We start from the raw sequence: 23,028 nt of genomic DNA, 5'->3' as shown, positions 1-23,028 counted from the left end.
ATATATTAAATTAAACAAGAAAGTGAGGGACCAGATGGTCAAGTTAAGTAAAGAAGACCTGATTGGTCAAATTCAAGGAGGCATCATCGTTTCCTGTCAGGCTCTTCCTGGTGAACCGCTTTACACGGAAGCCGGTGGTGTCATGCCACTTCTAGCAAAAGCTGCAGAAGAGGGTGGAGCTGTAGGAATTCGTGCTAATAGCGTCCGTGATATTAAAGAAATTCAGGCTGTGACAGACTTGCCGATTATCGGCATCATCAAACGGGATTATCCCCCGCAAGAACCTTTCATTACAGCGACCATGAAAGAGGTCGATGAATTAGCTGAACTTGATATTGCAATTATCGCACTGGATTGTACTAAGCGAGAACGCCATGATGGGGAAGAAATTGGGATCTTTATCCGAAAGGTTAAAGAAAAATACCCTGACCAGCTCCTTATGGCAGATATTAGCGCTTTAGAAGAAGGTTTGGTGGCCTATGAAGCTGGCGTCGACTTTGTTGGAACGACACTCTCTGGTTACACTTCATACAGCCGACAGGAAAGTGGTCCAGACATTGAACTGATTCGTGCCCTCTGTGACGCAGGTGTTGATGTGATTGCAGAAGGAAAAATCCATACGCCAGAGCAGGTCAAGGAAATTCAGGCTCTAGGTGTCAAAGGAATCGTTGTTGGCGGAGCCATTACCCGACCCAAAGAAATCACAGAGCGCTTTGTAGCAGCAACTAAATCATCATTAAACTAAGGGCAGAAAGCCCTAAACCAAGAAAGAATGGAGTGATTGATGAGATAGATGGTAAGAAAAAGATATCGTTGGCATCCCTAAAGGAGAACATTTAAGATTAAAAAATTACTTAAAGGAGTAACAAAATGAAAAAATTTGCACGTACCCTATTAACAGGTGCAGCCTTGTTGGCTTTGGCAGCCTGTGGTAATTCAGGTGGTGAAACAACAAGCACATCGTCAGAAGCTAAAGACACTGGCAGTGCTAAGACAGAAATTACATGGTGGGCCTTCCCAGTCTTTACCCAAGAAAATACTAGCGACGCTGTAGGGACTTACGAAAAAGCAATTATTGCAGCCTTTGAAGAAGCGAACCCAGATATCAAGGTTAACCTTGAAACCATTGATTTCACATCGGGTCCTGAAAAAATCACAACTGCCATCGAAGCGGGTACAGCACCAGACGTGCTCTTTGACGCACCAGGCCGTATTATCACTTACGGAAAAAATGGCAAATTAGCAGACTTGAATGACCTCTTTACAGATGAGTACATCAAGGATGTTGACAATGATAATATCATCCAAGCTAGTAAAGCAGGTGATACAGCCTACATGTATCCAATCAGTTCAGCACCATTCTATATGGCTATGAACAAGGCCATGTTAGAAGATGCTGGGGTTCTTGACCTTGTTAAAGAAGGCTGGACAACAGAAGACTTTGAAAAAGTCTTGAAGGCTTTGAAAGATAAAGGCTATAATCCAGGTTCACTCTTTGCTAACGGTCAAGGTGGTGACCAAGGTAACCGTGCTTTCTTGGCTAACCTATACAGCGGAAGTATCACTGATGAAGCAGTAACGAAGTATACAACTGACGATCCTAAGATGGTTAAAGCCCTTGAAACCGTTAAAGGTTGGATGGATGAAGGGCTCATCATGAACGGTTCTCAATACGATGGTGGTGCAGATATCCAAAACTTTGCGAACGGTCAAACCTCTTACACAATCCTTTGGGCTCCTGCTCAAAACGGCATCCAAGGTCAATTGCTTGAAGCAAGTGGTGTTGAAGTCGTTGAAGTACCATTCCCATCAGAAGATGGCACACCAGCTCTTGAGTACTTGGTAAATGGTTTTGCAGTCTTTAATAACGGAGACGATGCTAAAGTTGAAGCATCTAAGAAATTCATCCAATTCATCGCTGACGATGAAGAATGGGGTCCTAAGAACGTTGTTCGTACAGGCGCTTTCCCTGTTCGCACATCATTTGGTACCCTTTATGATGACGAACGTATGGAAACCATCAGCGGATGGACTCAATACTACTCTCCATACTACAACACTATCGATGGTTTTGCTGAAATGCGTACCCTCTGGTTCCCAACTCTTCAAGCTGTATCTAACGGTGATGATGAGCCAGAAGCAGCTTTGAAATCATTCACAGAAAAAGCAAACGCAACAATCAAACCAGCTAACTAATTTCTGACGATGCCCCCTTTTCCCCATGACAGTCTATGTGTGCTGGAAGAGGGGGTTTTCTGTTAAGTGATGGCGCATTCTCTGTGTTGAGCATGAGGGAAAAGGTGTTTAACACAGAGAGATGACCTCACATCCTTTTTGGAAAAAATTCTAAATAGAGAGGTATTTATCGTGCGAATCAATAAAATTAGAATGCGCGAAACCATCGTCTCCTATGCCTTCTTGGCGCCGATTTTGGTGTTTTTTACCGTTTTTGTCTTGGCGCCTATGATCATGGGATTTGTGACGAGTTTCTTTAAATACACGATGACAGAGTTCACTTTTATTGGACTTGACAACTACATCCGTATGTTTAACGATGAAATCTTCATCAAGTCGTTAATTAACACGGTCATTATCGTTATTGGCTCTGTTCCGGTCGTTGTTTTCTTCTCCCTTTTTGTCGCAGCAAGAACCTATGATAAGAATGTGATTACGCGTTCCTTTTACCGTTTTGTCTTCTTCCTCCCAGTCGTTACAGGGAGTGTGGCAGTAACTGTTGTTTGGAAATGGATCTATGATCCTCTTTCAGGGATTTTAAACTTCCTCTTAAAGACTGGTGGCGTCATTGATCAGAATATCAGCTGGTTGGGAGACAAGCAGTGGGCGCTTTGGGCGATTATCATGATCTTGTTGACGACCTCTGTCGGGCAACCGATTATTCTCTACATTGCAGCTTTGGGAAATATTGATAACTCCCTCGTTGAGGCAGCGCGTGTAGACGGTGCCACTGAGACTCAAGTTTTCTGGAATATTAAGTGGCCATCGCTCTTGCCAACAACCCTATACATCGCAGTTATTACAACGATTAACTCCTTCCAGTGTTTTGCCTTGATTCAACTTTTAACATCTGGAGGACCAAACTACTCAACATCAACCTTGATGTATTACCTTTACGAAAAAGCCTTTAAACTCTCAGAATATGGTTATGCCAACACCATGGGTGTTTTCTTGGCAGTCTTAATTGCCTTGATTTCATATGCTCAGTTCAAGATTTTGGGCGATGACGTGAAGTATTAGGAGGAAGGATATGAAAAAGAAAGAGATTACCGTTTTTGGAATAATCAGTAACATCATACTCTTGTTGTTGACGGTGCTTTTCATCTTTCCATTCTACTGGATTTTGACGGGTGCCTTTAAATCTCAACCTGCCACCATCAAGATTCCACCACAGTGGTGGCCAGCTGAACCAACATTAGAAAACTTTGAAAAATTGGTAGTACAAAACCCTGCCCTTCAATGGTTGTGGAATTCGATTTTTATTTCTCTAGCAACCATGCTTTTGGTCTGTATGACATCAGCCTTGGCCGGTTATGTTTTGGCTAAAAAACGTTTTTATGGACAACGCTTGCTCTTTTCTATCTTTATTGCGGCGATGGCCCTTCCAAAACAGGTTGTTCTTGTACCTCTGGTGCGCATCATCAACTTCATGGGTATTCATGATACCTTGGCGGCGGTTATCCTACCCTTGGTCGGCTGGCCATTTGGGGTCTTCTTGATGAAACAATTCTCAGAAAACATCCCAACAGAGCTCTTAGAATCTGCTAAGATTGACGGCTGTAGTGAATTGCGAACCTTCTGGAATGTCGCCTTTCCTATCGTCAAACCGGGCTTTGCGGCACTAGCTATCTTTACTTTCATCAACTCTTGGAATGATTATTTCATGCAATTGGTCATGTTGACCTCCCGGCAAAACCTGACCATTTCGCTGGGGGTTGCAACCATGCAGGCTGAGATGGCGACCAACTACGGTCTCATCATGGCAGGGGCTGCCTTAGCGGCAGTACCGATTGTCCTTGTCTTCTTAATCTTCCAAAAATCCTTTACCCAAGGGATTACCATGGGAGCTGTTAAAGGATAATGCTTTTAAAAGAGAGATAGCTTATGATTTACGATCAATTATCAGAACTGAGCACTTACAGGGGATTGCATCCCAATTTAGATGGGGCTATTGATGCTCTAGCAGAGCTTGATTTAGTCGCTTTAGAGCTGGGCAAGCACGACATTGATGGCGAAAAAGCTTTCTTCATGCTTCAGCAGAATACGCTAGACAAAGAGATTGGGCCAGACTTTGAGGTTCACAGAGATTATTTAGATCTGCATTTCCTCCTGGAGGGGAAAGAGATCACTAAGTATGGCTTTGGTAACCATGAGGTTAGTAAAGCCTATGATGCCTCCATCGACTTTGGTCAGGAAACTTGTGAACGAGAGATGGATGTGGTGATTGACCCTGACCACTTTGTCATTTATTTTCCTGGTGAGGCCCATCGGCCAAATGTCTATGCTAATGCTGGTGAAATCGTCAAAAAATGTGTGGTCAAGGTCTTGATTGATTAGAGAAACGTATGTTCAAAAAGAAGGAATAGAGAGGAAACCTTATGGGCGAGAAAACGGAAAAAATAGTCAAGACAGTATTTGGAGTTGACAATGCCTTTGTTCGGGCCTGTGAGCGGGTTTTGGACCTGGTGGTTCTCAATCTCCTCTTTCTTCTGACATGCTTACCTATCGTTACGATTGGAATCGCCAAGATGAGCCTTTATCAGGTGCTCTTTGACCTCAAGCAGCAAAAACGCTTGGCCATTATCCCCACTTATCTGACTGCTTTTAAAAAGCATGGAAAACCTGGCCTTCGCTTAGGTATACTGGAATTGGTGATTGTTGGTTTTTGTGTTTTGGACCTGCTCTTAGTCAGCCGTTTGGATATGACAGGAGCACGCTTGATTCAAGTCTTGGCCATGGCGGTTTTGATTTTGGCAACCATTCTCTTTCTCTATGCTTATCCGATTGCGACACGATTTGACATGGGGATAAAAGACATTTTAAAAAATGCTTTTGTGTTAGCAGGGGTTCATTTTCCCTGGACCTTCCTCATGATTGGGGTTATCCTACTCTTGACAACACTGCTATATACCACTAGTTTGACCTTCCTCTTAGGCCTTAGTCTTTTGCTACTAGCAGGCTTTTCAAGTCTTGGGTTTGGTCAAGTCTGGATTATGGAAACTATTTTTAACCATTATATTTCTCGCTGACACTCCTGAAAAATACCCAAGTTCACTTTAATTGGTCTCGGGTATTTTTTATGTCTAAGATTAAATTGTATTAGAGAATTGAAAGTACTTTTAAAACGACTTTATTTTCCCAAGAAAAAAGATAGTAGAATCTAAATCTATAAGAGGCCTTGTCAAATATCTTAAATCTATTTATAATGAAACTGTAAACGCTATCATAATCTTTATCTTAAAAAGGAGGTTCATTGATGAAAAAAAACAGGAGAGCGTCTGTTAGAGAAAATCCGTTATCTGGATATTTATTTATAGCGCCTCAAATGTTATTGATGTTGGTGTTTATCGTTTATCCGGTTATCAAAGGATTTAAGATGAGTCTATATGAGGTTTATGGCATGGACTCTTACTTTGTAGGCTTGGCAAACTTTGAGGCTTTATTTACTGATGCAACATTTGTTAAGTCTATTTTGAATACGGTTATTTTTGTAGTTGCTATTGTTGTGCTGACCATCCTTTTTGCACTATTTGTGGCAACAACTGTATTTGACAAAAATAGTCGCTATGTTTCCTTTATCAGAGGAAGCTACTACTTACCGGTTATGGTCTCCATGGTTGTTATGAGTATCATCTGGAATTTCTTATTGAATCCCTCTAATGGCTTAATCAGCTACGTTTTGGGAAGGATTGGGATTGATAATGTAAACCTACTAGGCGATGTCAAAACGGTTATGCCAGTTATTATATTTGTGACTTTTGTAGGGAATGTGGGGCAGGCGATTATTCTGTATTTAGCTACAATGATAGGCCTTCCCTCAGATTACTTTGAAGCCGCACAAATTGATGGAGCCAGTCGGTGGCAACGAATCCGCTATATTATTATTCCGTTGATGAAACCAACGACAGCCTATTTGACCATTATCAATATCATTGCGGTTCTAAAAATTTTTGTGGTTATCCAGTTGCTAACAGGTGGTGGACCAAATAATGCTTCTGTGACAATGATGTACTATCTGTATCAAAATGCTTTTATTTACAATAATACGGGTGTTGCTTCAGCTATTGGAGTCCTCATGTTTGTGATTGCTATTTTATTAAGTATCCCACAGTTAAAATCTTTTGTGACACAGAGCAAGGAAAGGTAGGTTGCTATGTTTAAGAAAATCAAAAAAATGGAAACCTATGACCTTGTGACCAACATTCTCGTGTTTATCTTAGCTATATTATTTGTGTTGCCCTTATTTTGGCTAATGATAAATACTTTTAAGACATCGACACAAATCTATCAAATGCCACCTAGCATCTTACCTGAAAAATGGTACATGGGAAATTTGCAAGAGCTTTTTGCTGGTCAACCGGCAGGAAGATGGATTTTCAATAGTTTTATTGTATCATCAGTGACATCACTGCTCAGTGTACTCATTTCTGCCTTAGCAGCCTACGGCTTTTCTAAAATTCCATTTAAGGGAAGAACAGTTCTCTTTCTTATCGTTATTGCTTCTATTATGGTACCTAAAGAAACGTTTATTGTGCCCCTCTTTGATATTGTGAAAAGTTTTGGCTGGATCGATACCTATCAAGCCATGATTGTTCCTAATTTGGCGACAGGGTTTGGAACTTTTATGCTTTATTCTTACTTTAAGGCTATACCCGAATCGATACGAGAGTCTGCTAAAATTGATGGGGCCAAAGAATGGACGATTTTCTCTAGCTTGATGTTGCCTATTGTAAAACCAGGTTTAGGTGCATTGTTTATCCTTAATTTTGTTTCTGTATGGAATGATTACCTTTGGCAATTATTGATGGCCCGTAGTAAGGAAATGCAAACGTTAACAATAGGTGTTGCAAGTTTACAACAGGACATTAATCCGAATATTGGTTTGCGTGTTGCTGGTGCAGCAATTGCAGCAATGCCGATGGTTATCATTTTCTTCCTCTTCCAAAAATATTTTGTTAGAGGTGCGACAGCCGGTGCTGTTAAAGAATAATCCGTTTATCAATTAAGCTATTTTTCATAAAAGGAGGAAAAAATATTATGAAAAAGATGAAATTATTGGCTACTCTAGCATTAGCAAGTGTGGCTTTACTTGGTTGCTCCGGTAGCGGCGGTGGTAGTGAAAAAAAAGAAGCCTCCTCTAAACCGGCTAACGAACTTGAAATTTGGTTAACTCCTCAGTGGAAGGGGACTTATGCAGCGTCAGAAGAAGGGGCTGATTATGATAGTTTTTTGAAAACAGCCGCTGAGATGTATCAAGAAGAACACCCCGATGTGACGATTAAGGTTCAAGTGATTCCTGGGGATGAGCGGGACAGTAAATTAAGTGTTGCCACTCAGACCAACACTTTACCTGATATTTTCTTTGAATCGTCATTTGCAATGACGAATTATGCGCATCAAGGCTTATTCGCGCCATTAGATGATATCGTAAGTGAAGACAGTAAAACTGATATTGCTGAGGGTGTTTGGAACAACGTTTCCATAAATGATAAAGTCTATTTCTACCCATTTGCACAAAACCCAGGTATGTTAGTCTACAATGTCAAAATGTTTGAAGAAGCTGGGTTAGAAAAGTATGTTGGTGAAGAGAGTGAAATTGCTAATTGGTCAGTTGAAGATTTCGAAGCTATTTTGAATGGTTTGAAGGAGCACAATGATCAGGTAGCTCCTCTTGGGTTCTATGCTAAAAACAACCAAGCAGACACATGGAATATGATGTATCTTCGGATGTTTGGTAATCCGTTCTTTAATGAAGAAGGTCTGCTAGTTGCCAATGAAAAAGATGGTGTAGAAGCTTTGGATTTTATTAAAAAATTAAATGAAGAAGGTCTAATCACAAAAGGTGCTGAATCTCTTTCAAGTACAGACGTCAACGCCATGTTCCAAAATCAGCAGGTTGCCATCAGTTTTGCCAATGCAGTGCTCTATCAGGGAATGCTTGACAATATGGAAAATGGCACCATGGATAAATTTGACATCCGCCTAGCTTCTATTCCTAGTGTCGATGGACCAAAATCCTTTACCTATGTTCTTGGTTCTGCTGTTTTCAATACAAATGGTGATGAGCGGACAGAGTTGGCAAAAGATTTTGTAAAATTTTATTCCGAGAATGAAGAATTGGTAAAAGCAAGTATGAACTTCTTACCAGTACGCCAAAGTATTGTTGACCAAGAAAAAGACAGCAAACCGCTTCTAGCTAGTTACATTAAAAATGATGAGTATGTTATTAACTTCTCTAACAATACACCAGGCTATGCAGAAGTTCGGAATGCTTTGTTCCCAGAAATTCAAGCTGTATTAACGGGGGATAAAGATTCTCAAGCAGCTTTGGATTCATTTGTAGAAACTGGTAATAAAGCGATTGAGAAAGGTCAGAAATTATCAAAAGTTTTAAATGATTAGTAAACGAAATTGGACAGCAGTAATGCATTTAAAAAAGTTCTAGATAGGATTAGAGTAAGAAAACCTATGAAAGATTTAAGCAAATACCATGGAATTATTCCTGCTTTTTACGCTTGCTATGATGAGGCAGGCAACATCAGCCCTGAACGTGTTGAAGCCTTGACCCAGTTCTTTATTGACAAGGGCGTCAAAGGACTCTATGTCAATGGGTCCTCGGGCGAATGTATTTATCAGAGTGTGGCAGACCGCAAATTGGTCCTTGAACATGTCATGAAGGTGGCTAAGGGCAAATTGACCATCATCAACCATGTAGCCTGCAACAGTACGCGCGATAGTATCGAGCTAGCTAAGCATTCAGAAAGCCTTGGTGTCGATGCTATTGCAGCCATTCCACCGATTTATTTCCGTTTGCCGGAGCATGCCATCGCCAAATACTGGAATGACATCAGTGCGGCTGCGCCTAATACAGACTTTATCATCTACAATATTCCACAGCTAGCTGGAGTTGCTTTGACACCAATGCTCTACCGTGAAATGCTGAAAAATGAACGGGTCATCGGGGTTAAAAACTCCTCCATGCCGATTCAGGACATTGAAATTTTCCGCTCGCTCGGTGGCGATGACCATGTGGTCTTCAATGGTCCAGATGAGCAATTCCTTGGTGGACGCCTCATGGGAGCAGCAGGTGGGATTGGCGGTACTTATGGTGCCATGCCGGAACTCTTCCTTAAGTTGGATAGCTTGATTGCGGAAAAAGACCTTGAAACTGCGCGTGAATTGCAGTATGCCATTAACAACATCATCGGTCACTTGGTCGTGGCTCGAGGGAATATGTATGGTGTCATTAAAGCAACGCTCAAAATCAATGAAGGATTAGAGCTGGGATCTGTCCGTGAGCCGTTGATGCCGGTTTGCGAGGAGGACGCAAGTGTCGTCGAAGAGGCTGCGCGTTTGATTCGCGAAGCTAAGAAACGCTTTCTATAAGAAAAAATAGTGGGAGGGGCCGGTTGGCGGCCTCCCACCTCTTATTGAAACCCTTTTATGAGGAGGATGATGAAATGAGTAGGTATGTCGCCATTGATATTGGTGGAACCAGTATTAAATATGGCTTAATTGATGACAAGGAGACCTTGGTTGAAGGGCACGAGATGCCGACAGAAGCCCATCTTGGTGGTCCGGGCATTATGGCAAAGGTCAAGGATATAGTAGCCAACTATCAGGCAGAAGAAGCATTATCTGGCATCTGCCTGTCGTCGGCTGGTATGGTGGATCCTGATAAGGGGGAAATCTTTTATGCAGGTCCACAGATCCCAAACTATGCTGGCACCCAGTTTAAAAAAGAGTTGGAAGAAACCTTTAACCTGCCCTGTGAAATTGAAAATGATGTGAATTGTGCCGGTCTCGCTGAGGTGAAGTCAGGCAGTGCCCAAGGCAGCCCAGTGGCGGTCTGTTTGACAATAGGTACCGGGATTGGCGGTTGCTTGGTGATTGACGGCCAGGTCTTTCATGGCTATAGCAACTCTGCCTGTGAAGTCGGCTACATGCACCTGAACGATGGCCCCTTTCAAGATTTGGCCTCAACCACAGCCTTGGTCCATTATGTGGCCCAGCAACACGGCGATCCTGTAGACCAGTGGAATGGTCTTAGGGTCTTTACAGAAGCAACAGAAGGAAACACCCATTGTATTGCAGGGATTGATCGCATGGTGGATTATCTGGCCCAAGGGATTGCCAATATCTGCTTTGTGGCTAATCCGCAAAAGGTCGTCCTAGGTGGTGGCATCATGGCCCAAGAAGCCATTTTAAAACCAAAACTTCAGACAGCCTTAAAAGGGTACTTAGTACCAAGTATCGCTGAAAAGACAGAGCTGGTCTTTGCCCAGCATCTCAACACTGCGGGTATGTTTGGTGCTTATTATAACTTTAAGAATCAACAGGAAAAACGGGCTCAGGCCTAAGTTTGTGAAAGGAAGATACTATGTTTGATACCATGTCTCTGGAGGCCATGCAGACCTATCGTGGCCGTCAGGAAGTGCCAGAGGATTTTGACCAATTTTGGGATGGCCAGCTGGCTAAACATCAAGACTTACCAGATTATGAACTGATAGAGCAGGATTTTGCCGTTCCTAACGCAGACTTTTATGCCTTAACCTTTACCGCTGAAAATGGCTCGACGATTTTCTCCAAGTGCGTCTTTCCAAAGTCTGAGAAACCTGTTCCTGTACTCTTTTACTTCCATGGCTACCAAGGCCAAAGTCCTGACTGGACAGAAAACCTGAAGTTTGTAGCGGCTGGTTACGGGGTCGTCTGTATGGACGTACGTGGCCAAGCGGGTCGCTCGACCGATATGGGCCTATTTGAGGGCATGACGGTGAAAGGCCAGGTGATTCGCGGGGCTGTTGAAGGGCCAGAACACCTTTTTTACAAGGATGTTTATCTCGATGTTTACCAGTTGATTGAGATTGTGGCAAGCTTTGACCGTGTGGATGACCAAAGCCTCTACAGCTACGGGGCTTCTCAAGGTGGTGCTCTGGCCTTGGTGGCTGCAGCTCTCAACCCTCGCATCCAGAGGGTTGTTTCCATCTATCCCTTCTTGTCTGACTTCAAGCGGGTGATGGAACTTAATGACGTCAACGAGCCTTACAATGAACTCTTCCGTTATTTCCGTTTTTCAGATCCCTTCCATGAAACAGAAGAGACCTTCCTGCATACGCTAGGTTACATCGATGTGAAGAACTTGGCTCACCGGATCACCTGCCCTGTGCACATGGTGACGGGCTTAGATGACATCATCTGCCCGCCATCAACTCAGTATGCCATTTACAACCGCTTAACCTGCGACAAGGATATCAAGCTTCTACCTGATTATGGACATGATGCCCTCAATGTCAAGGTTAACGACTATGTTTTTGACAAACTCTTTGGAACTAAGGTTTTGGGCTTGTAGAGGATAAGAGATGCAAAAAACCAGCTCTTGGCTGGTTTCAGATTAAAAACAAAAGTTTCAAAAAGACTTTAGCTACAGTCTGGGGTCTGAGTTTTGGCTCAGACCTTTTGATTTGCTGGTGGAAAGGTGTAGGCGTTAAAGATAGCTTCTTTCTGCTCGCGGTTGATTTCAAGGAAATAGGCATAGAGGATGTCCAATAGAATCAGCATAGGAAACTGGGGTGAAATCCGATTGCCGTAATCCAAGTGGGGGACAGAGGCCAGGGTGACAGTTTCAGCGTACTGTTCTTTGTAGTCTGCTGCCCGAGTGCTAAAGAGGACGGTCTTGGCACCCTTATCTTTAGCAGCTGTAAGGCTGTTGAGAACGGTAGCAGTCTTTCCTGACAGGCTAAAGCCAATGACCAGACATTTAGGGTCCAAGATACTGATAGTCCAAGCAAAACTTTCTTGATCCGTTAAGGCCTCGCAAATGACACCAAGACGCATGAGACGAAGTTTCATCTCTCTGGCTACGAGTCCAGAGCTTCCTTGGCCGAAAAAATAGACCCGATCAGCCTGCTCAATTAGTTCTGCAATGCGTTGCAGTTGGTCTTCATCAATTAATTGGTAACTCTGCTGGGTGATATCGTCATAATCCATCAACACTCGCTTGGTTAAAGGATGGGACAGATGTTCGAAAGTTTGTTCAACAGAATCTCTGCTATTAAGGTACTCAAATATAAATGCTCGATAACCAGAAAACCCACATTTTTTTGCAAATCGGGTCAAGGCGGCTTGGGACACATGGAGGTTTATAGCTACCTGCTGAGAAGAAAGATCTTCAGATGTTAAGGCTTGGGTAATGAAATACTGGGCAATTCTGGCTTCGACCTCGGTCATGGATGACATGTATTTTTCAATAGTGGCAATAGTGTTACTTGATTTCGTCATAATCTCGTCCTTTAACAATTCTATGCCTATTATATCATATTTCAAATAAAGCGCTATCATAACAGACCAGAACCTTTCGTATGCTTAGACAACATAGGTCACCTCTAGCTCGAAAATTACAGATCTTTGTGGTAAAATGGAGAGACTAAGTGTTGAGGAGTTGGACATGTCAGATACCTTTAAACTGCTGATGGCTCAGATTAATTTGTCGCTGGATTTGCAAGAATCTAGCGCTTTTTCCAGTGGTCAGATTAGCGCTGTCCAGCTCCATAAACTCAGCAAGCACTGGGAGTTTCATTTTCAGTTTGACAAGCTCCTGCCGATTGCTTCTTATCAGGCTCTAAAACATGGTCTTATAACGACCTTTGAAGCTTTAGGTAATCGGGTGACTTTCGATATAACGGTAACCGATTTGGCTGATGCAGCTGACCACATCCAAGCCTATTACCAGCAGGCTTTTGCGGAAGAATTGTGCCAAAGTATTGGTTTCAAATCTATTTTTCAGGGTCTTGACGTTAGTTTGGCAGATCAGACCCTAACCATTCGCGGACCGGAACCAATCACTAATCCTCATTTTAAGAAAACTCACCTGCCAAACTTGGAAAAACAACTGGCACTTTTTGGCTTTGGACCCGTTAGTATTTCCCTTGAGGTCTGTGAAGAATTGACCCATAGTCAACAGGCGGACTATGAGGCTAAAAATGAGCAGATTGTTCAAGCAGCCAACGAAGAAGCTCTAAATGCTCTAGCATCCTTAGACAAGCAAACACCACCGCCTCAGGCCGATAGCAAGCCTGCCTTAGATTTTGGTGAGGCAGCTAAAATACGTAAAAATAGCGCTAAGCTCGACAAGGCTGAGATTACCCCTATGGTCGAAGTGACGACAGAGGAAAATCGTCTGGTTTTTGAGGGACTGGTCTTTGCTGTGGAAACTAAGGTCACTAAGACTGGTCGTTGCTTGATTAACTTCAAGATGACAGACTACACCTCGTCCTTTGCTCTCCAAAAATGGGCCAAAAATGAAGAAGAAGCTCAAAAATTTGACATGATTAAAAAAGGCGCTTGGCTCCGCGTTCGAGGCAATATCAGCCTCAATCCCTTTACCAATGACCTTAACATGAATGCTCAGGACATCATGGCAGTGACTAAGCCAAGTCGTAAGGACCTCATGCCTGAAGGGGAGAAGCGCATCGAGTTTCACGCCCACACCAACATGTCAACTATGGATGCTCTGCCAACGGTCGAGGATTTGGTCGATCGTGCTGCTGATTGGGGTCACACGGCCCTAGCCATCACGGACCACGGTAATGTTCAATCCTTCCCCCATGGTTATAAGCAGGCCAAAAAACGCGGCATCAAGCTGATTTATGGAATGGAAGCTAATATCGTGGAGGACTGTGTCCCCATTGTCTATAATGCTGCTGATGTCGACTTGGCAGATGCGACCTATGTGGTCTTTGACGTGGAGACAACGGGGCTTTCAGCTGTTTACAATGACCTGATTCAGATAGCAGCCTCTAAGATGCACAAGGGCAATGTTATTGAAGAATTTGATGAGTTTATCAATCCTGGTCATCCCTTGTCAGCCTTTACGACAGACTTGACTGGCATTACCGATGAACACGTGAAAAACGCTAGACCACTTAAAACCGTCCTCAAAGCCTTTCACGACTTCTGTGAGGGGTCCATTCTAGTGGCCCACAATGCCAGCTTTGACGTGGGTTTTATGGATGTCAACTACAAACGTCATGGCCTAGCTGAAATCAGCCAGCCGGTCATCGATACCTTGGAAATGGCCCGTAACCTCTACCCGGAATACAAACGCCACGGTTTAGCTCCTCTGACCAAACGCTTTGGCGTAGCTCTGGAGCACCACCACATGGCCAACTTCGATGCGGAAGCCACCGGACGTCTGCTCTTTATCTTTCTTAAAGAAGCAGCTGAAAAACATGGACTGACCAATCTCAATCAGCTCAACACCCAGCTGATTGCGGAAGATTCTTATAAAAAGGCCCGCGTTAAACATGCCACTCTTTATGTGCAGAACCAGATAGGGCTGAAGAATATGTTCAAGCTGGTCAGTCTGTCCAACACCCAGTACTTTGAAGGGGTGCCACGGATTCCAAGAACAGTCCTTGATACCCACCGTGAGGGTCTCCTCGTCGGGACAGCGTGCTCGGAGGGGGAGCTCTTTGATGCTGTGACCTCAAAAGGGATTGATGAAGCAGTCAAGGTCGCGCGGTATTACGACTTTATTGAAATCATGCCACCTGCCATCTATGCACCGCTGATTGCGCGTGAGCAAGTCAAGGATGAAGCGGAGATTCAAGAAATCATCAAGGCCATGATTGAGGTCGGTAAGCGTTTGGACTTACCAGTTCTAGCGACGGGCAATGCCCATTATCTGGACCCTGAGCAGGAGATTTATCGGGAAATTATTGTCCGAAGCCTCGGTCAAGGGGCCATGATTAACCGAACCATCGGCCACGGCGAAAATGCCCAGCCTGCACCGCTTCCCAAGGCACATTTTCGCACGACCAATGAGATGCTGGACGAGTTAGCCTTCTTGGGCAAGGACTTGGCCTATGAGGTGGTTGTGACCAATACGCAAGCCATGGCAGAACGTTTTGACAATGTGCAAGTCGTCAAGAGTGATCTCTACACGCCCTTCATTGAGCGGGCCGAGGAGCAGGTGGCTGAGATGACCTATGCCAAGGCTTTTGAACTTTATGGAAATCCTCTGCCAGATATTGTCGATTTGCGGATTGAAAAAGAGCTGTCGTCTATCTTGGGAAATGGCTTTGCGGTAATCTATCTGGCTTCCCAGATGCTGGTGCAGCGCTCTAACGAGCGAGGCTATCTGGTTGGTTCAAGGGGATCGGTCGGCTCCAGCTTTGTGGCGACCATGATTGGGATTACAGAAGTTAATCCCCTTTCGCCTCATTATTACTGCTCAGATTGCCAGTACTCGGAGTTCATCACGGATGGCTCTTACGGTTCAGGTTTTGATATGCCCAATAAAGACTGTCCAAACTGTGGCAAGCGTCTCATGAAAGACGGTCAGGATATTCCCTTTGAGACCTTCCTTGGGTTTGATGGGGATAAGGTACCCGATATCGATTTGAACTTTTCAGGTGATGACCAACCGAGTGCCCATTTGGATGTTCGGGACATCTTCGGGGCAGAGTACGCCTTTCGTGCAGGAACGGTGGGTACCGTTGCTGACAAGACGGCCTATGGTTTTGTCCGAGGGTATGAGCGAGATTATGGCAAGTTCTACAGAGATGTCGAGGTGGAACGGTTGGCGGCAGGAGCTGCTGGGGTTAAGCGGACAACCGGTCAGCACCCAGGTGGCATTGTCGTTATTCCAAACTATATGGATGTTTATGACTTCACTCCTGTACAGTACCCGGCGGATGATACGACGGCTGAATGGCAAACCACTCACTTTAACTTCCATGATATCGATGAAAATATCCTCAAGCTTGATGTGCTGGGCCATGATGACCCGACCATGATCCGTAAGCTTCAGGACCTCTCTGGTATCGATCCAAAAACCATATTGGCAGATGACCCCGGTGTGATGGCTCTCTTTTCAGGGACTGAAATCCTCGGGGTGACGCCGGAACAAATCGGAACCCCAACAGGTATGCTGGGGATTCCAGAGTTTGGAACCAACTTTGTTCGTGGCATGGTCAATGAAACCCACCCGACGACTTTTGCTGAGCTCTTGCAGCTCTCAGGTCTCTCGCACGGAACGGACGTCTGGTTGGGCAATGCTCAGGACTTGATTCGTTCAGGGATTGCTGATTTGTCCACTGTTATCGGCTGTCGGGATGACATCATGGTTTATCTCATGCATGCTGGACTTGAGCCGAAGATGGCCTTTAATATCATGGAGCGGGTGCGTAAGGGCATGTGGCTCAAGATTTCAGAAGAAGAGCGCAATGGCTATATCGAAGCCATGCGGGCCAACAATGTGCCAGATTGGTACATCGAGTCCTGTGGAAAAATCAAGTACATGTTCCCCAAAGCCCATGCGGCAGCCTATGTTATGATGGCCTTGCGGGTAGCCTACTTTAAGGTTCATCACCCCATTTATTACTACTGCGCCTATTTCTCCATCAGGGCCAAGGCCTTCGATTTGGCGACCATGTCTGGTGGTCTCGACCGTGTCAAGGCTAAGATGGCTGAGATTGCTGAGAAAAAGAAAAATAACCTAGCTTCAAATGTGGAAAATGACCTTTACACAACGCTTGAGATTGTCAATGAAATGTTGGAGCGTGGTTTCAAATTTGGTAAACTTGACCTCTATAAGAGCGATGCGACGGAATTCTTAATCGAGGGAGATACCTTGATTCCACCGTTTTCAGCCATGGATGGTCTAGGCGACAACGTTGCCCGTCAAATCGTTCGGGCACGGGCAGAAGGCGAATTCCTCTCCAAGACCGAACTTCGTAAACGCGGTGGGCTCTCATCTACCCTGGTTGAGAAGATGGATGATATGGGGGTTCTCGGCAACCTGCCAGAAGACAACCAACTTAGCCTCTTTGATGAGTTGTTTTAAGACTAAGAAACCAGTTGACGCGCTGTCAACTGGTTTTCCTGTGTTATAATAAAAGAAAAAGGAGTGGGTTTATGATTATCGAAGTTTGTGCGGGTTCTCTAGAGGACTGCTTAACAGCTCAGCGAGCTGGTGCTGATCGGATTGAGCTTAACAGCGCCTTGCACCTCGGCGGTCTCACGCCCAGTCTAGCCACCCTTCAACTAGCCAAGGCACAGGTTGATTTGCCCTTGATCTGCATGGTTCGTCCTCGTGGAGCGGGCTTTTGCTACTCAGAGGCTGAAAAAGCAGTCATGCGCCTCGATGTTCAGTTGCTTTTAGAGACCGGTGCCGATGGTATCGCTGCCGGTGCCCTGACGCTGGATGGCCAGCTCGACAGCCCCTTTATTGCCGAACTTATTGCCCTTTGCCACAGTCAGGGCTCCGAATTTGTCTTTCACCGCGCCTTTGATGTGGCCAAGAATCCTTGGGACATGGCAGAGCAGTTAATCGCTCTTGGCTGTGATCGGATTTTGACCTCTGGCCAGATGGTGACAGCCCCAGAAGGCCGCGCCCTGCTCAGGCAACTGCAGGCCAGCTTTGGCCAGCAGATTGCTTTTTGCATGGGAGCAGGCATCTCAGCAGACAATGTGGTTGACCTCGTCCGAGAGACAGGAATCGACCAAGTCCATGCCAGTTTTAAGGATTGGAATCAAGACCCGACCAGCTCTGGGAACGGGGTTGATTATAGCTACGCGCAGCCAGGTGGCTATGACCTGGTCTCGCTAGACAAAATCAAAGCCCTCAAAGAGGCCTTGACAGAGGCCGGGATAGTCTGACTGCCGGTGACTAGAAGAGTTGGGTGGGCTAGCTTATCAGCTTCCAAGCAACAACTTGCTCATCTGCTCGGCTATTTTCCAAACGTTTTTATGGAAATAGGATGAAAACGTGTCGTTAAGCGACTTTTAGAGTTGACAAACCACTGGAAAATAGGGATAATATAATAAAGAAAACGAATTTCATGGAGGTGCCTATGCAGATTACCAAACGCAGTGGACAGGTTGTTGACTTTGACCCCGATAAGATTTACCAAGCCATTCTTAAGGCAGCTCAGACCGTTTATGTTCTTGATGAAAAGCTTCGTCATGAGCTGGCTGAAGTGACTAAGAAAGTAGTCCTCGATTTGAGTGAGGCTCAGGCCGAGCGTCCGACCATCAGTATGGTGCAGTCTCAGGTGGAGTATCGCCTGCTAGATGCTGGTCATTTTAAGATTGCTCAGCACTACATTGAGTATCGCCTCCAGCGTGACCTTGAGCGCATCGGTTTTGACGACCGCTATGCTGTGCACCTTCGTTTTGAGCAGTTGCGTTAAGCATCAAAAAACCGCGTATTTTCAAAATATGCGGTTTTGTTTTGACGTTTATTCGATAATCAATAACCCTTCCTTGACAGCAAATGGGTTATCCTGATTAATGCGGTCGTAGAACATGATGCCGTTGATGTGGTCGATTTCGTGTTGGACGACAATGGCGTTGTAGCCCTTGAGTTTGATCCGTTGCTTGTCACCGTTCTTATCCACGTATTCCACGGTTACCCGGCTATTGCGGATGACATAGCCTTCTACCGGACGATCTACGGATAAGCAACCTTCACCGTCAGCCAGCGCTGCTTCTTGGACAGAGTGGGCGACAATTTTAGGGTTATACATGATGGCTTCAAGGGCATAGGCCTCTTTTGGCGGGTTACCTTCAGCATCATCAGGATTGGGAATGAGACAGGCGATGATACGCTTTGAGATATCCAGCTGGGGAGCAGCCAGTCCAACACCACCACGTAACCCTAATTTTTCAGCCATGACAGGGTCCTGGGAATGTTTGAGGAACTGTATCATTTTTTCACCGAGGATAATGTCTTGGTCCGATAGAGGTAAACTGACCTCTTCAGCAACTTGACGTAGGGTCGGGTTTCCTTCCCGAATAATATCATTCATGTCAATCAAATGGCTCGCACGGGTTAATTTTTCAATAACAGTCATGGTGTCTCCGTTTCTCTGTAAAACTATAACTGTGGATCCTCAAAAATACTGTCTAGCAAAAGTGAGCAGACCTTTAGTTACCACTGTTTCAGTCTTTGACAGCTATTTTGATGTTGTCCAGTAATAGTCTTACTATACCACAAAAGCGTTCAGAATAAAAGATTTTCAATCAAGGGTACTTTGTGTTTTAAGGGGATTTCCTGTATAATGAAGCAGAACAGGATTTCAAGTAAAAGAGACAGATTGGACAAGCCTATGCAACGCTTTTTAGAAAGAATAAGTATTCTTTCATTGTCATTTATGTTGGTATCGACCTTTGCGGTTTCTCCTGCCCTTCCAGCTATGCTGGACCATTTTGCAAAGGACGGCTATTCAGAACAGCAGGTTGGCTTTCTGATTACAGTGACCTCCTTTGCTATTATGACGAGCCTAATCCTAAACCCTGTTTTGACCAGATGGCTATCCGAACGGACCATGATTTCTATCGGGCTAATTTTGGTAGCGCTAGGCGGATCGGTTCCCTTATTAAGCCAGGTTTATGCCATCTTATTTATTGGGCGCATCTTCCTTGGTTTTGGAATAGGGATGATCAATGCACGAGCCATCAATATGGTCAGTACTCATTTTAAGGGGAAAGAGCGCCTCCAGATGATGGGTCTTAGAGGGTCTACCGAAGTATTGGGATCTGCTATTTTGACAGCTATCGTCGGTGCTTTATTGGGCTTTGGGTGGCCTATAGCCTTTTCCATCTATCTCTTAGCCCTTGTGGTTCTCTTTCTCTACCTGCGCTTTGTTCCTGCAGAAGCAGACAAAGCAGAGGAAAGCTTGGATGTTCCAAAGGCAAAACTCAGTCAGGGAGATTGGCTAAGAGCAATTGGGTTAGCGGTAATTGCCTTTTTTGTCATCAATGTCAATTCGGCTTTGACCCTGCGAATCCCTGTTATGGTGCAGGAGTCTGGGATTGCTACGCCGCAGCAGGCTAGTCTCATCCTTAGTTCCATGATGCTAATGGGGATTCTAGCTGGTATGGTCTTTAGCCATCTTTTAGGTCGTCTAAAAAATGCCTTGCTTCCTGTCTCAGTGTTAATCTTTTCGCTCTGTATTCTCTTGGTGACCCAGCCAATGAATCTCCTTGTTCTTTATATTGGTGCGATGGTGACGGGCTTCTTTTATAGCTTGGTTTTAACTTTGGTCTTTAATATGGCTTCGGAACAAACGCCTCATGCCTTACTTAATTCGGTGATGACCATCATTTTAGTTGGTTGTAACACTGGAGGGGCTACCTCGTCCTTATTACCCCCTCTTCTAGAAAAGCTTCCAACATTTGGAGCTGGTGCCTATGGCATTTATGCTCTGGTTGGTTTAGTGCTTAGCTTAATATTATTTTGGAAAATGCGCCACTAGCCAAAGGATGTATTGAAATCGGCTCCCCCAAAGTCATATATCTTATTATTATGGGAACTTTTGGCGAGAATAAGGATACTCTGAATGATTAGGAATGACCATCGATCCACCTATATATTCATGCAAATCACTACCATAAATACTTTTATATTTGAGGTCTGATTGAACTTCAGTTGCTTTTATCGTTTCGGGAATTTCAATTTCTTTGATACAACCATCTTTTTTGCTATAGAAACGTATTATTTCCATAAAAACTCCAACTTTTAATGATCATATGCAATGGCATCACAAATCCTTTAAAAACAATTTCAGAAATAAAGATAATTCTCTGAAAATCAGAACATTTTTTGGTAAAATAAAAAAGCACAGTAGCAGCACAAAAAGAAAGTGAGGTCTGCCATGACACGTGCCCTATTGATTATAAATCCTAGTGCTGGTGGTGAGAAGGCCCTAGGATATGAAGCCTCCGCAAAAGCAAAATTAGCCACAGCCTTTGATGACCTGACGGTCAGCTATACTGAAAAAGCAGGGGATGCCCTCACCTTTGCCAAAACCGCTGCCCATGAGCATTTCGATGCAGTTTTTGTCATGGGAGGAGATGGGACAGTTAATGAGGGAATTAGTGGATTGGCAGAAGAACCCTACCGTCCAGCCTTTGGTTTTTTCCCTTTGGGAACGGTCAATGACCTAGCGCGTGCCCTTAAGATGCCATTAGACCCAGCTGAGGCCATCGCCCAGATCGATTTGAGTAGGACTAAGCCACTGGATATCGGTAAGGTTAATGACAGTTATTTCATGAATGTGGTGGCAATCGGGGCTATTCCAGAGTCAATCAATGATGTCGACAGCGAGGAAAAAACCAAGTATGGGAAATTGGCCTACTTTATTTCTGGAGTTGAGAACCTTATCAACAACTCTCCTTATCGTTTTCAGTTGAATATTGATGGGGAAGAAAAGGAAATTACTAGCACGACCATTATCATCGGGCTCACGAATTCTATCGGTGGGTTTGAAAATATATTGCCAGATGCTGAGGTCAATGATGGCAAGTTGCACCTCATCTACCTCAAGGATAAGAATCTCCTAGAAACCATCCAAGCCATCCCAAGTCTGGTCTCAGGCGTAGACAGCTCCAATCGATTTGTCGCCTATCAGGATTTTAAAGACATCACCATTTCCTTGCTTGATTCACAAGAGACCTTGACTTTAAACGTCGATGGCGATGAAGGAGATAGCCTTCCGGTCACTCTTAGCATTCTGCCATCCCATCTGCAGGTCTACACCACCGGAGACTAGCCTAAACACCTGCTAAATTTTATTTTAAATAGCTCAGGCCGACTTCAATCATCTCGATAGCCAAGGATTGGTAATCACTGACCAAATCAAAAATAGCATCTTGGCTGAGGATGGCATGATTAGCTTCTGAGGGGAAATCTGGAAGATTAGAAGCCTCATAATCGCTTGCCCAGTCTTGGCTGTAATAGCTCAATAAGGTATTGTAATTGCTTTTATTCGCTTTTAACAAGGCTAGACGAGCCTTGAGTTCTTCTAGCTGGGTGATGCTTGCATCGTAGCGCTCACCCATTTCTTTAATACGGTCAAGATTTTCCATAAAACACCTGCTTTCATAGATTACTTTCATTGTAGTCCAAAGAAGTCTTTTGGTCAAGGCAAATAAAGAGCAAAGGCATTTGACAAACCTAGGAAATCTTGCTAGAATACTAGGTGTCGTCTTGAACGACAGAACTTTTTCTTGGTTGTAGGCTGCCACCCTATCACTCGGATTAAGTAGTAAAATAAAAGGAGAACAAAACTCATGGCAATCTCAAAAGAGAAAAAAAATGAAATCATTTCACAATACGCTCGTCACGAAGGTGACACTGGTTCAGTAGAGGTTCAAGTTGCTGTCCTTACTTGGGAGATCAACCACCTTAACAGCCACATCCAACAACATAAAAAAGACCACGCAACTTACCGTGGTTTGATGAAAAAAATCGGTCACCGTCGTAACCTCTTGGCTTACTTGCGTAAGAACGACGTTAACCGTTACCGTGAGTTGATTAACTCTCTCGGACTTCGTCGTTAATTTTTTCAATAAAGTGCCTTTACTCGTCGTTAGAGCGCTTTGATAACCTCTAGGTTTATCGTCAGCGCTCTGCCTAGATTATAGCCACTTTATTTGAAAAAAACAGGAGGTTTAAGAGGTCACCGCTAAAATCTATCTTTTTCGCTAAGACCTTAGCCCGAGTTCAATTAGGCACCCTTGTTTTCAGAGGTGCCTTTTTGCATGTCTGATTTTTGCTGCGTTGTCAGCTTGCCTTGATGGACTCAAGTCCAATCTACGGCTTCACTTCCTAGCCTCAAGATTTTTTATCCCTTAAGATTTACCATTAGACACCTTTGTATTCAGGGGTGTCTTTTTGATTTATGTCAATCTGGTAACCGTTTTTTTTTCAGAAATAATGGTTTTTAATCGCTTAAAATGTTACATCTGAAGCTTTCTAAATTTAGGGAACTTTTCTTGTTGTCTGAG

At 44.1% G+C, this 23,028-nt stretch carries 22 protein-coding genes; 18 read left to right on the top strand and 4 right to left on the bottom strand.

What is annotated here, in order from left to right; genetic code table 11:
• The first annotated feature begins 34 nt into the window (after nt 1-34).
• The 12 genes from ACVRYP_RS08565 to ACVRYP_RS08510 all read left to right on the top strand — a co-directional run bounded on the left by ACVRYP_RS08565 (nt 35) and on the right by ACVRYP_RS08510 (nt 11,584).
• Complete coding sequence (locus ACVRYP_RS08565; RefSeq protein ID WP_447468304.1) at nt 35-745, top strand: N-acetylmannosamine-6-phosphate 2-epimerase; 711 nt, start codon at nt 35-37, stop codon at nt 743-745.
• Nucleotides 746-870: 125 nt separating this feature from the next.
• Nucleotides 871-2,196, top strand: a complete 1,326-nt coding sequence (locus ACVRYP_RS08560; protein ID WP_447468303.1) for an extracellular solute-binding protein — start codon at nt 871-873, stop codon at nt 2,194-2,196.
• Nucleotides 2,197-2,367: 171 nt separating this feature from the next.
• Nucleotides 2,368-3,255 carry a carbohydrate ABC transporter permease gene (locus ACVRYP_RS08555; RefSeq protein ID WP_447468302.1) on the top strand — a complete coding sequence of 296 codons (888 nt, stop codon included), beginning with the start codon at nt 2,368-2,370 and terminating at the stop codon, nt 3,253-3,255.
• A 10-nt stretch (nt 3,256-3,265) separates the two neighbouring features.
• Nucleotides 3,266-4,096 carry a carbohydrate ABC transporter permease gene (locus tag ACVRYP_RS08550; protein ID WP_447468301.1) on the top strand — a complete coding sequence of 277 codons (831 nt, stop codon included), beginning with the start codon at nt 3,266-3,268 and terminating at the stop codon, nt 4,094-4,096.
• A gap of 23 nt (nt 4,097-4,119) precedes the next feature.
• Nucleotides 4,120-4,572 carry a NanQ anomerase/TabA/YiaL family protein gene (locus ACVRYP_RS08545; protein ID WP_447468300.1) on the top strand — a complete coding sequence of 151 codons (453 nt, stop codon included), beginning with the start codon at nt 4,120-4,122 and terminating at the stop codon, nt 4,570-4,572.
• Between the two features lie 41 nt (nt 4,573-4,613).
• Entirely contained in the window at nt 4,614-5,264 is a 651-nt protein-coding gene (locus ACVRYP_RS08540) for a DUF624 domain-containing protein (RefSeq protein ID WP_447468299.1), read from the top strand.
• A 227-nt stretch (nt 5,265-5,491) separates the two neighbouring features.
• A complete protein-coding gene (locus tag ACVRYP_RS08535; RefSeq protein ID WP_447468298.1) occupies nt 5,492-6,382 on the top strand; it encodes a carbohydrate ABC transporter permease in 891 nt (296 codons plus the stop codon).
• 6 nt (nt 6,383-6,388) lie between these two features.
• On the top strand, nt 6,389-7,225 hold the full coding sequence (locus ACVRYP_RS08530; protein WP_447468297.1) for a carbohydrate ABC transporter permease: 837 nt from the start codon (nt 6,389-6,391) through the stop codon (nt 7,223-7,225).
• Nucleotides 7,226-7,269: 44 nt separating this feature from the next.
• Nucleotides 7,270-8,637: an ABC transporter substrate-binding protein gene (locus tag ACVRYP_RS08525; RefSeq protein ID WP_447468314.1), complete on the top strand. Its 1,368-nt coding sequence runs from the start codon at nt 7,270-7,272 to the stop codon at nt 8,635-8,637.
• 66 nt (nt 8,638-8,703) lie between these two features.
• A complete protein-coding gene (locus tag ACVRYP_RS08520) occupies nt 8,704-9,621 on the top strand; it encodes a dihydrodipicolinate synthase family protein (RefSeq protein WP_447468296.1) in 918 nt (305 codons plus the stop codon).
• Between the two features lie 74 nt (nt 9,622-9,695).
• A complete protein-coding gene (locus tag ACVRYP_RS08515) occupies nt 9,696-10,595 on the top strand; it encodes an ROK family protein (RefSeq protein WP_307121580.1) in 900 nt (299 codons plus the stop codon).
• A gap of 20 nt (nt 10,596-10,615) precedes the next feature.
• Entirely contained in the window at nt 10,616-11,584 is a 969-nt protein-coding gene (locus ACVRYP_RS08510; protein ID WP_447468295.1) for an alpha/beta fold hydrolase, read from the top strand.
• A gap of 98 nt (nt 11,585-11,682) precedes the next feature.
• Here ACVRYP_RS08510 and ACVRYP_RS08505 read toward each other — a convergent pair whose 3' ends face one another.
• Nucleotides 11,683-12,513, bottom strand: coding sequence for a MurR/RpiR family transcriptional regulator (locus ACVRYP_RS08505; protein ID WP_447468294.1), 831 nt, complete (start codon nt 12,511-12,513; stop codon nt 11,683-11,685).
• A gap of 166 nt (nt 12,514-12,679) precedes the next feature.
• On the opposite strand from ACVRYP_RS08505, the gene ACVRYP_RS08500 reads away from it, so the two are divergent.
• The 3 genes from ACVRYP_RS08500 (at nt 12,680) to ACVRYP_RS08490 (ending at nt 18,428) form a co-directional block, all read left to right on the top strand.
• Entirely contained in the window at nt 12,680-17,080 is a 4,401-nt protein-coding gene (locus tag ACVRYP_RS08500) for a PolC-type DNA polymerase III (protein WP_447468293.1), read from the top strand.
• 71 nt (nt 17,081-17,151) lie between these two features.
• Complete coding sequence (locus ACVRYP_RS08495) at nt 17,152-17,895, top strand: copper homeostasis protein CutC (RefSeq protein WP_447468292.1); 744 nt, start codon at nt 17,152-17,154, stop codon at nt 17,893-17,895.
• A 194-nt stretch (nt 17,896-18,089) separates the two neighbouring features.
• The gene (locus ACVRYP_RS08490) at nt 18,090-18,428 is read left to right on the top strand and encodes an ATP cone domain-containing protein (protein WP_447468291.1); all 339 of its coding nucleotides are present in this window, start codon (nt 18,090-18,092) and stop codon (nt 18,426-18,428) included.
• Nucleotides 18,429-18,476: 48 nt separating this feature from the next.
• Here ACVRYP_RS08490 and def read toward each other — a convergent pair whose 3' ends face one another.
• Entirely contained in the window at nt 18,477-19,091 is a 615-nt protein-coding gene (gene def, locus ACVRYP_RS08485) for a peptide deformylase (RefSeq protein WP_447468290.1), read from the bottom strand.
• 255 nt (nt 19,092-19,346) lie between these two features.
• On the opposite strand from def, the gene ACVRYP_RS08480 reads away from it, so the two are divergent.
• Nucleotides 19,347-20,495: an MFS transporter gene (locus ACVRYP_RS08480; protein ID WP_447468289.1), complete on the top strand. Its 1,149-nt coding sequence runs from the start codon at nt 19,347-19,349 to the stop codon at nt 20,493-20,495.
• A 48-nt stretch (nt 20,496-20,543) separates the two neighbouring features.
• Here ACVRYP_RS08480 and ACVRYP_RS08475 read toward each other — a convergent pair whose 3' ends face one another.
• Nucleotides 20,544-20,744, bottom strand: a complete 201-nt coding sequence (locus ACVRYP_RS08475; protein ID WP_447468288.1) for a hypothetical protein — start codon at nt 20,742-20,744, stop codon at nt 20,544-20,546.
• A gap of 150 nt (nt 20,745-20,894) precedes the next feature.
• On the opposite strand from ACVRYP_RS08475, the gene ACVRYP_RS08470 reads away from it, so the two are divergent.
• Entirely contained in the window at nt 20,895-21,791 is an 897-nt protein-coding gene (locus tag ACVRYP_RS08470; RefSeq protein ID WP_447468287.1) for a diacylglycerol/lipid kinase family protein, read from the top strand.
• A 19-nt stretch (nt 21,792-21,810) separates the two neighbouring features.
• On the opposite strand, the gene ACVRYP_RS08465 is transcribed toward ACVRYP_RS08470, so the two are convergent.
• Complete coding sequence (locus ACVRYP_RS08465; RefSeq protein WP_447468286.1) at nt 21,811-22,107, bottom strand: DUF4298 domain-containing protein; 297 nt, start codon at nt 22,105-22,107, stop codon at nt 21,811-21,813.
• Nucleotides 22,108-22,311: 204 nt separating this feature from the next.
• Here ACVRYP_RS08465 and rpsO point away from each other — a divergent pair, with 204 nt between their 5' ends.
• A complete protein-coding gene (rpsO, locus tag ACVRYP_RS08460) occupies nt 22,312-22,581 on the top strand; it encodes a 30S ribosomal protein S15 (RefSeq protein WP_307121599.1) in 270 nt (89 codons plus the stop codon).
• The last annotated feature ends 447 nt before the right edge of the window (nt 22,582-23,028 follow it).

This window comes from Streptococcus rifensis (assembly GCF_053203525.1).
Note: the sequence above shows the minus strand (reverse complement) of the source record. Positions and strands in the feature narration are given on the sequence as shown.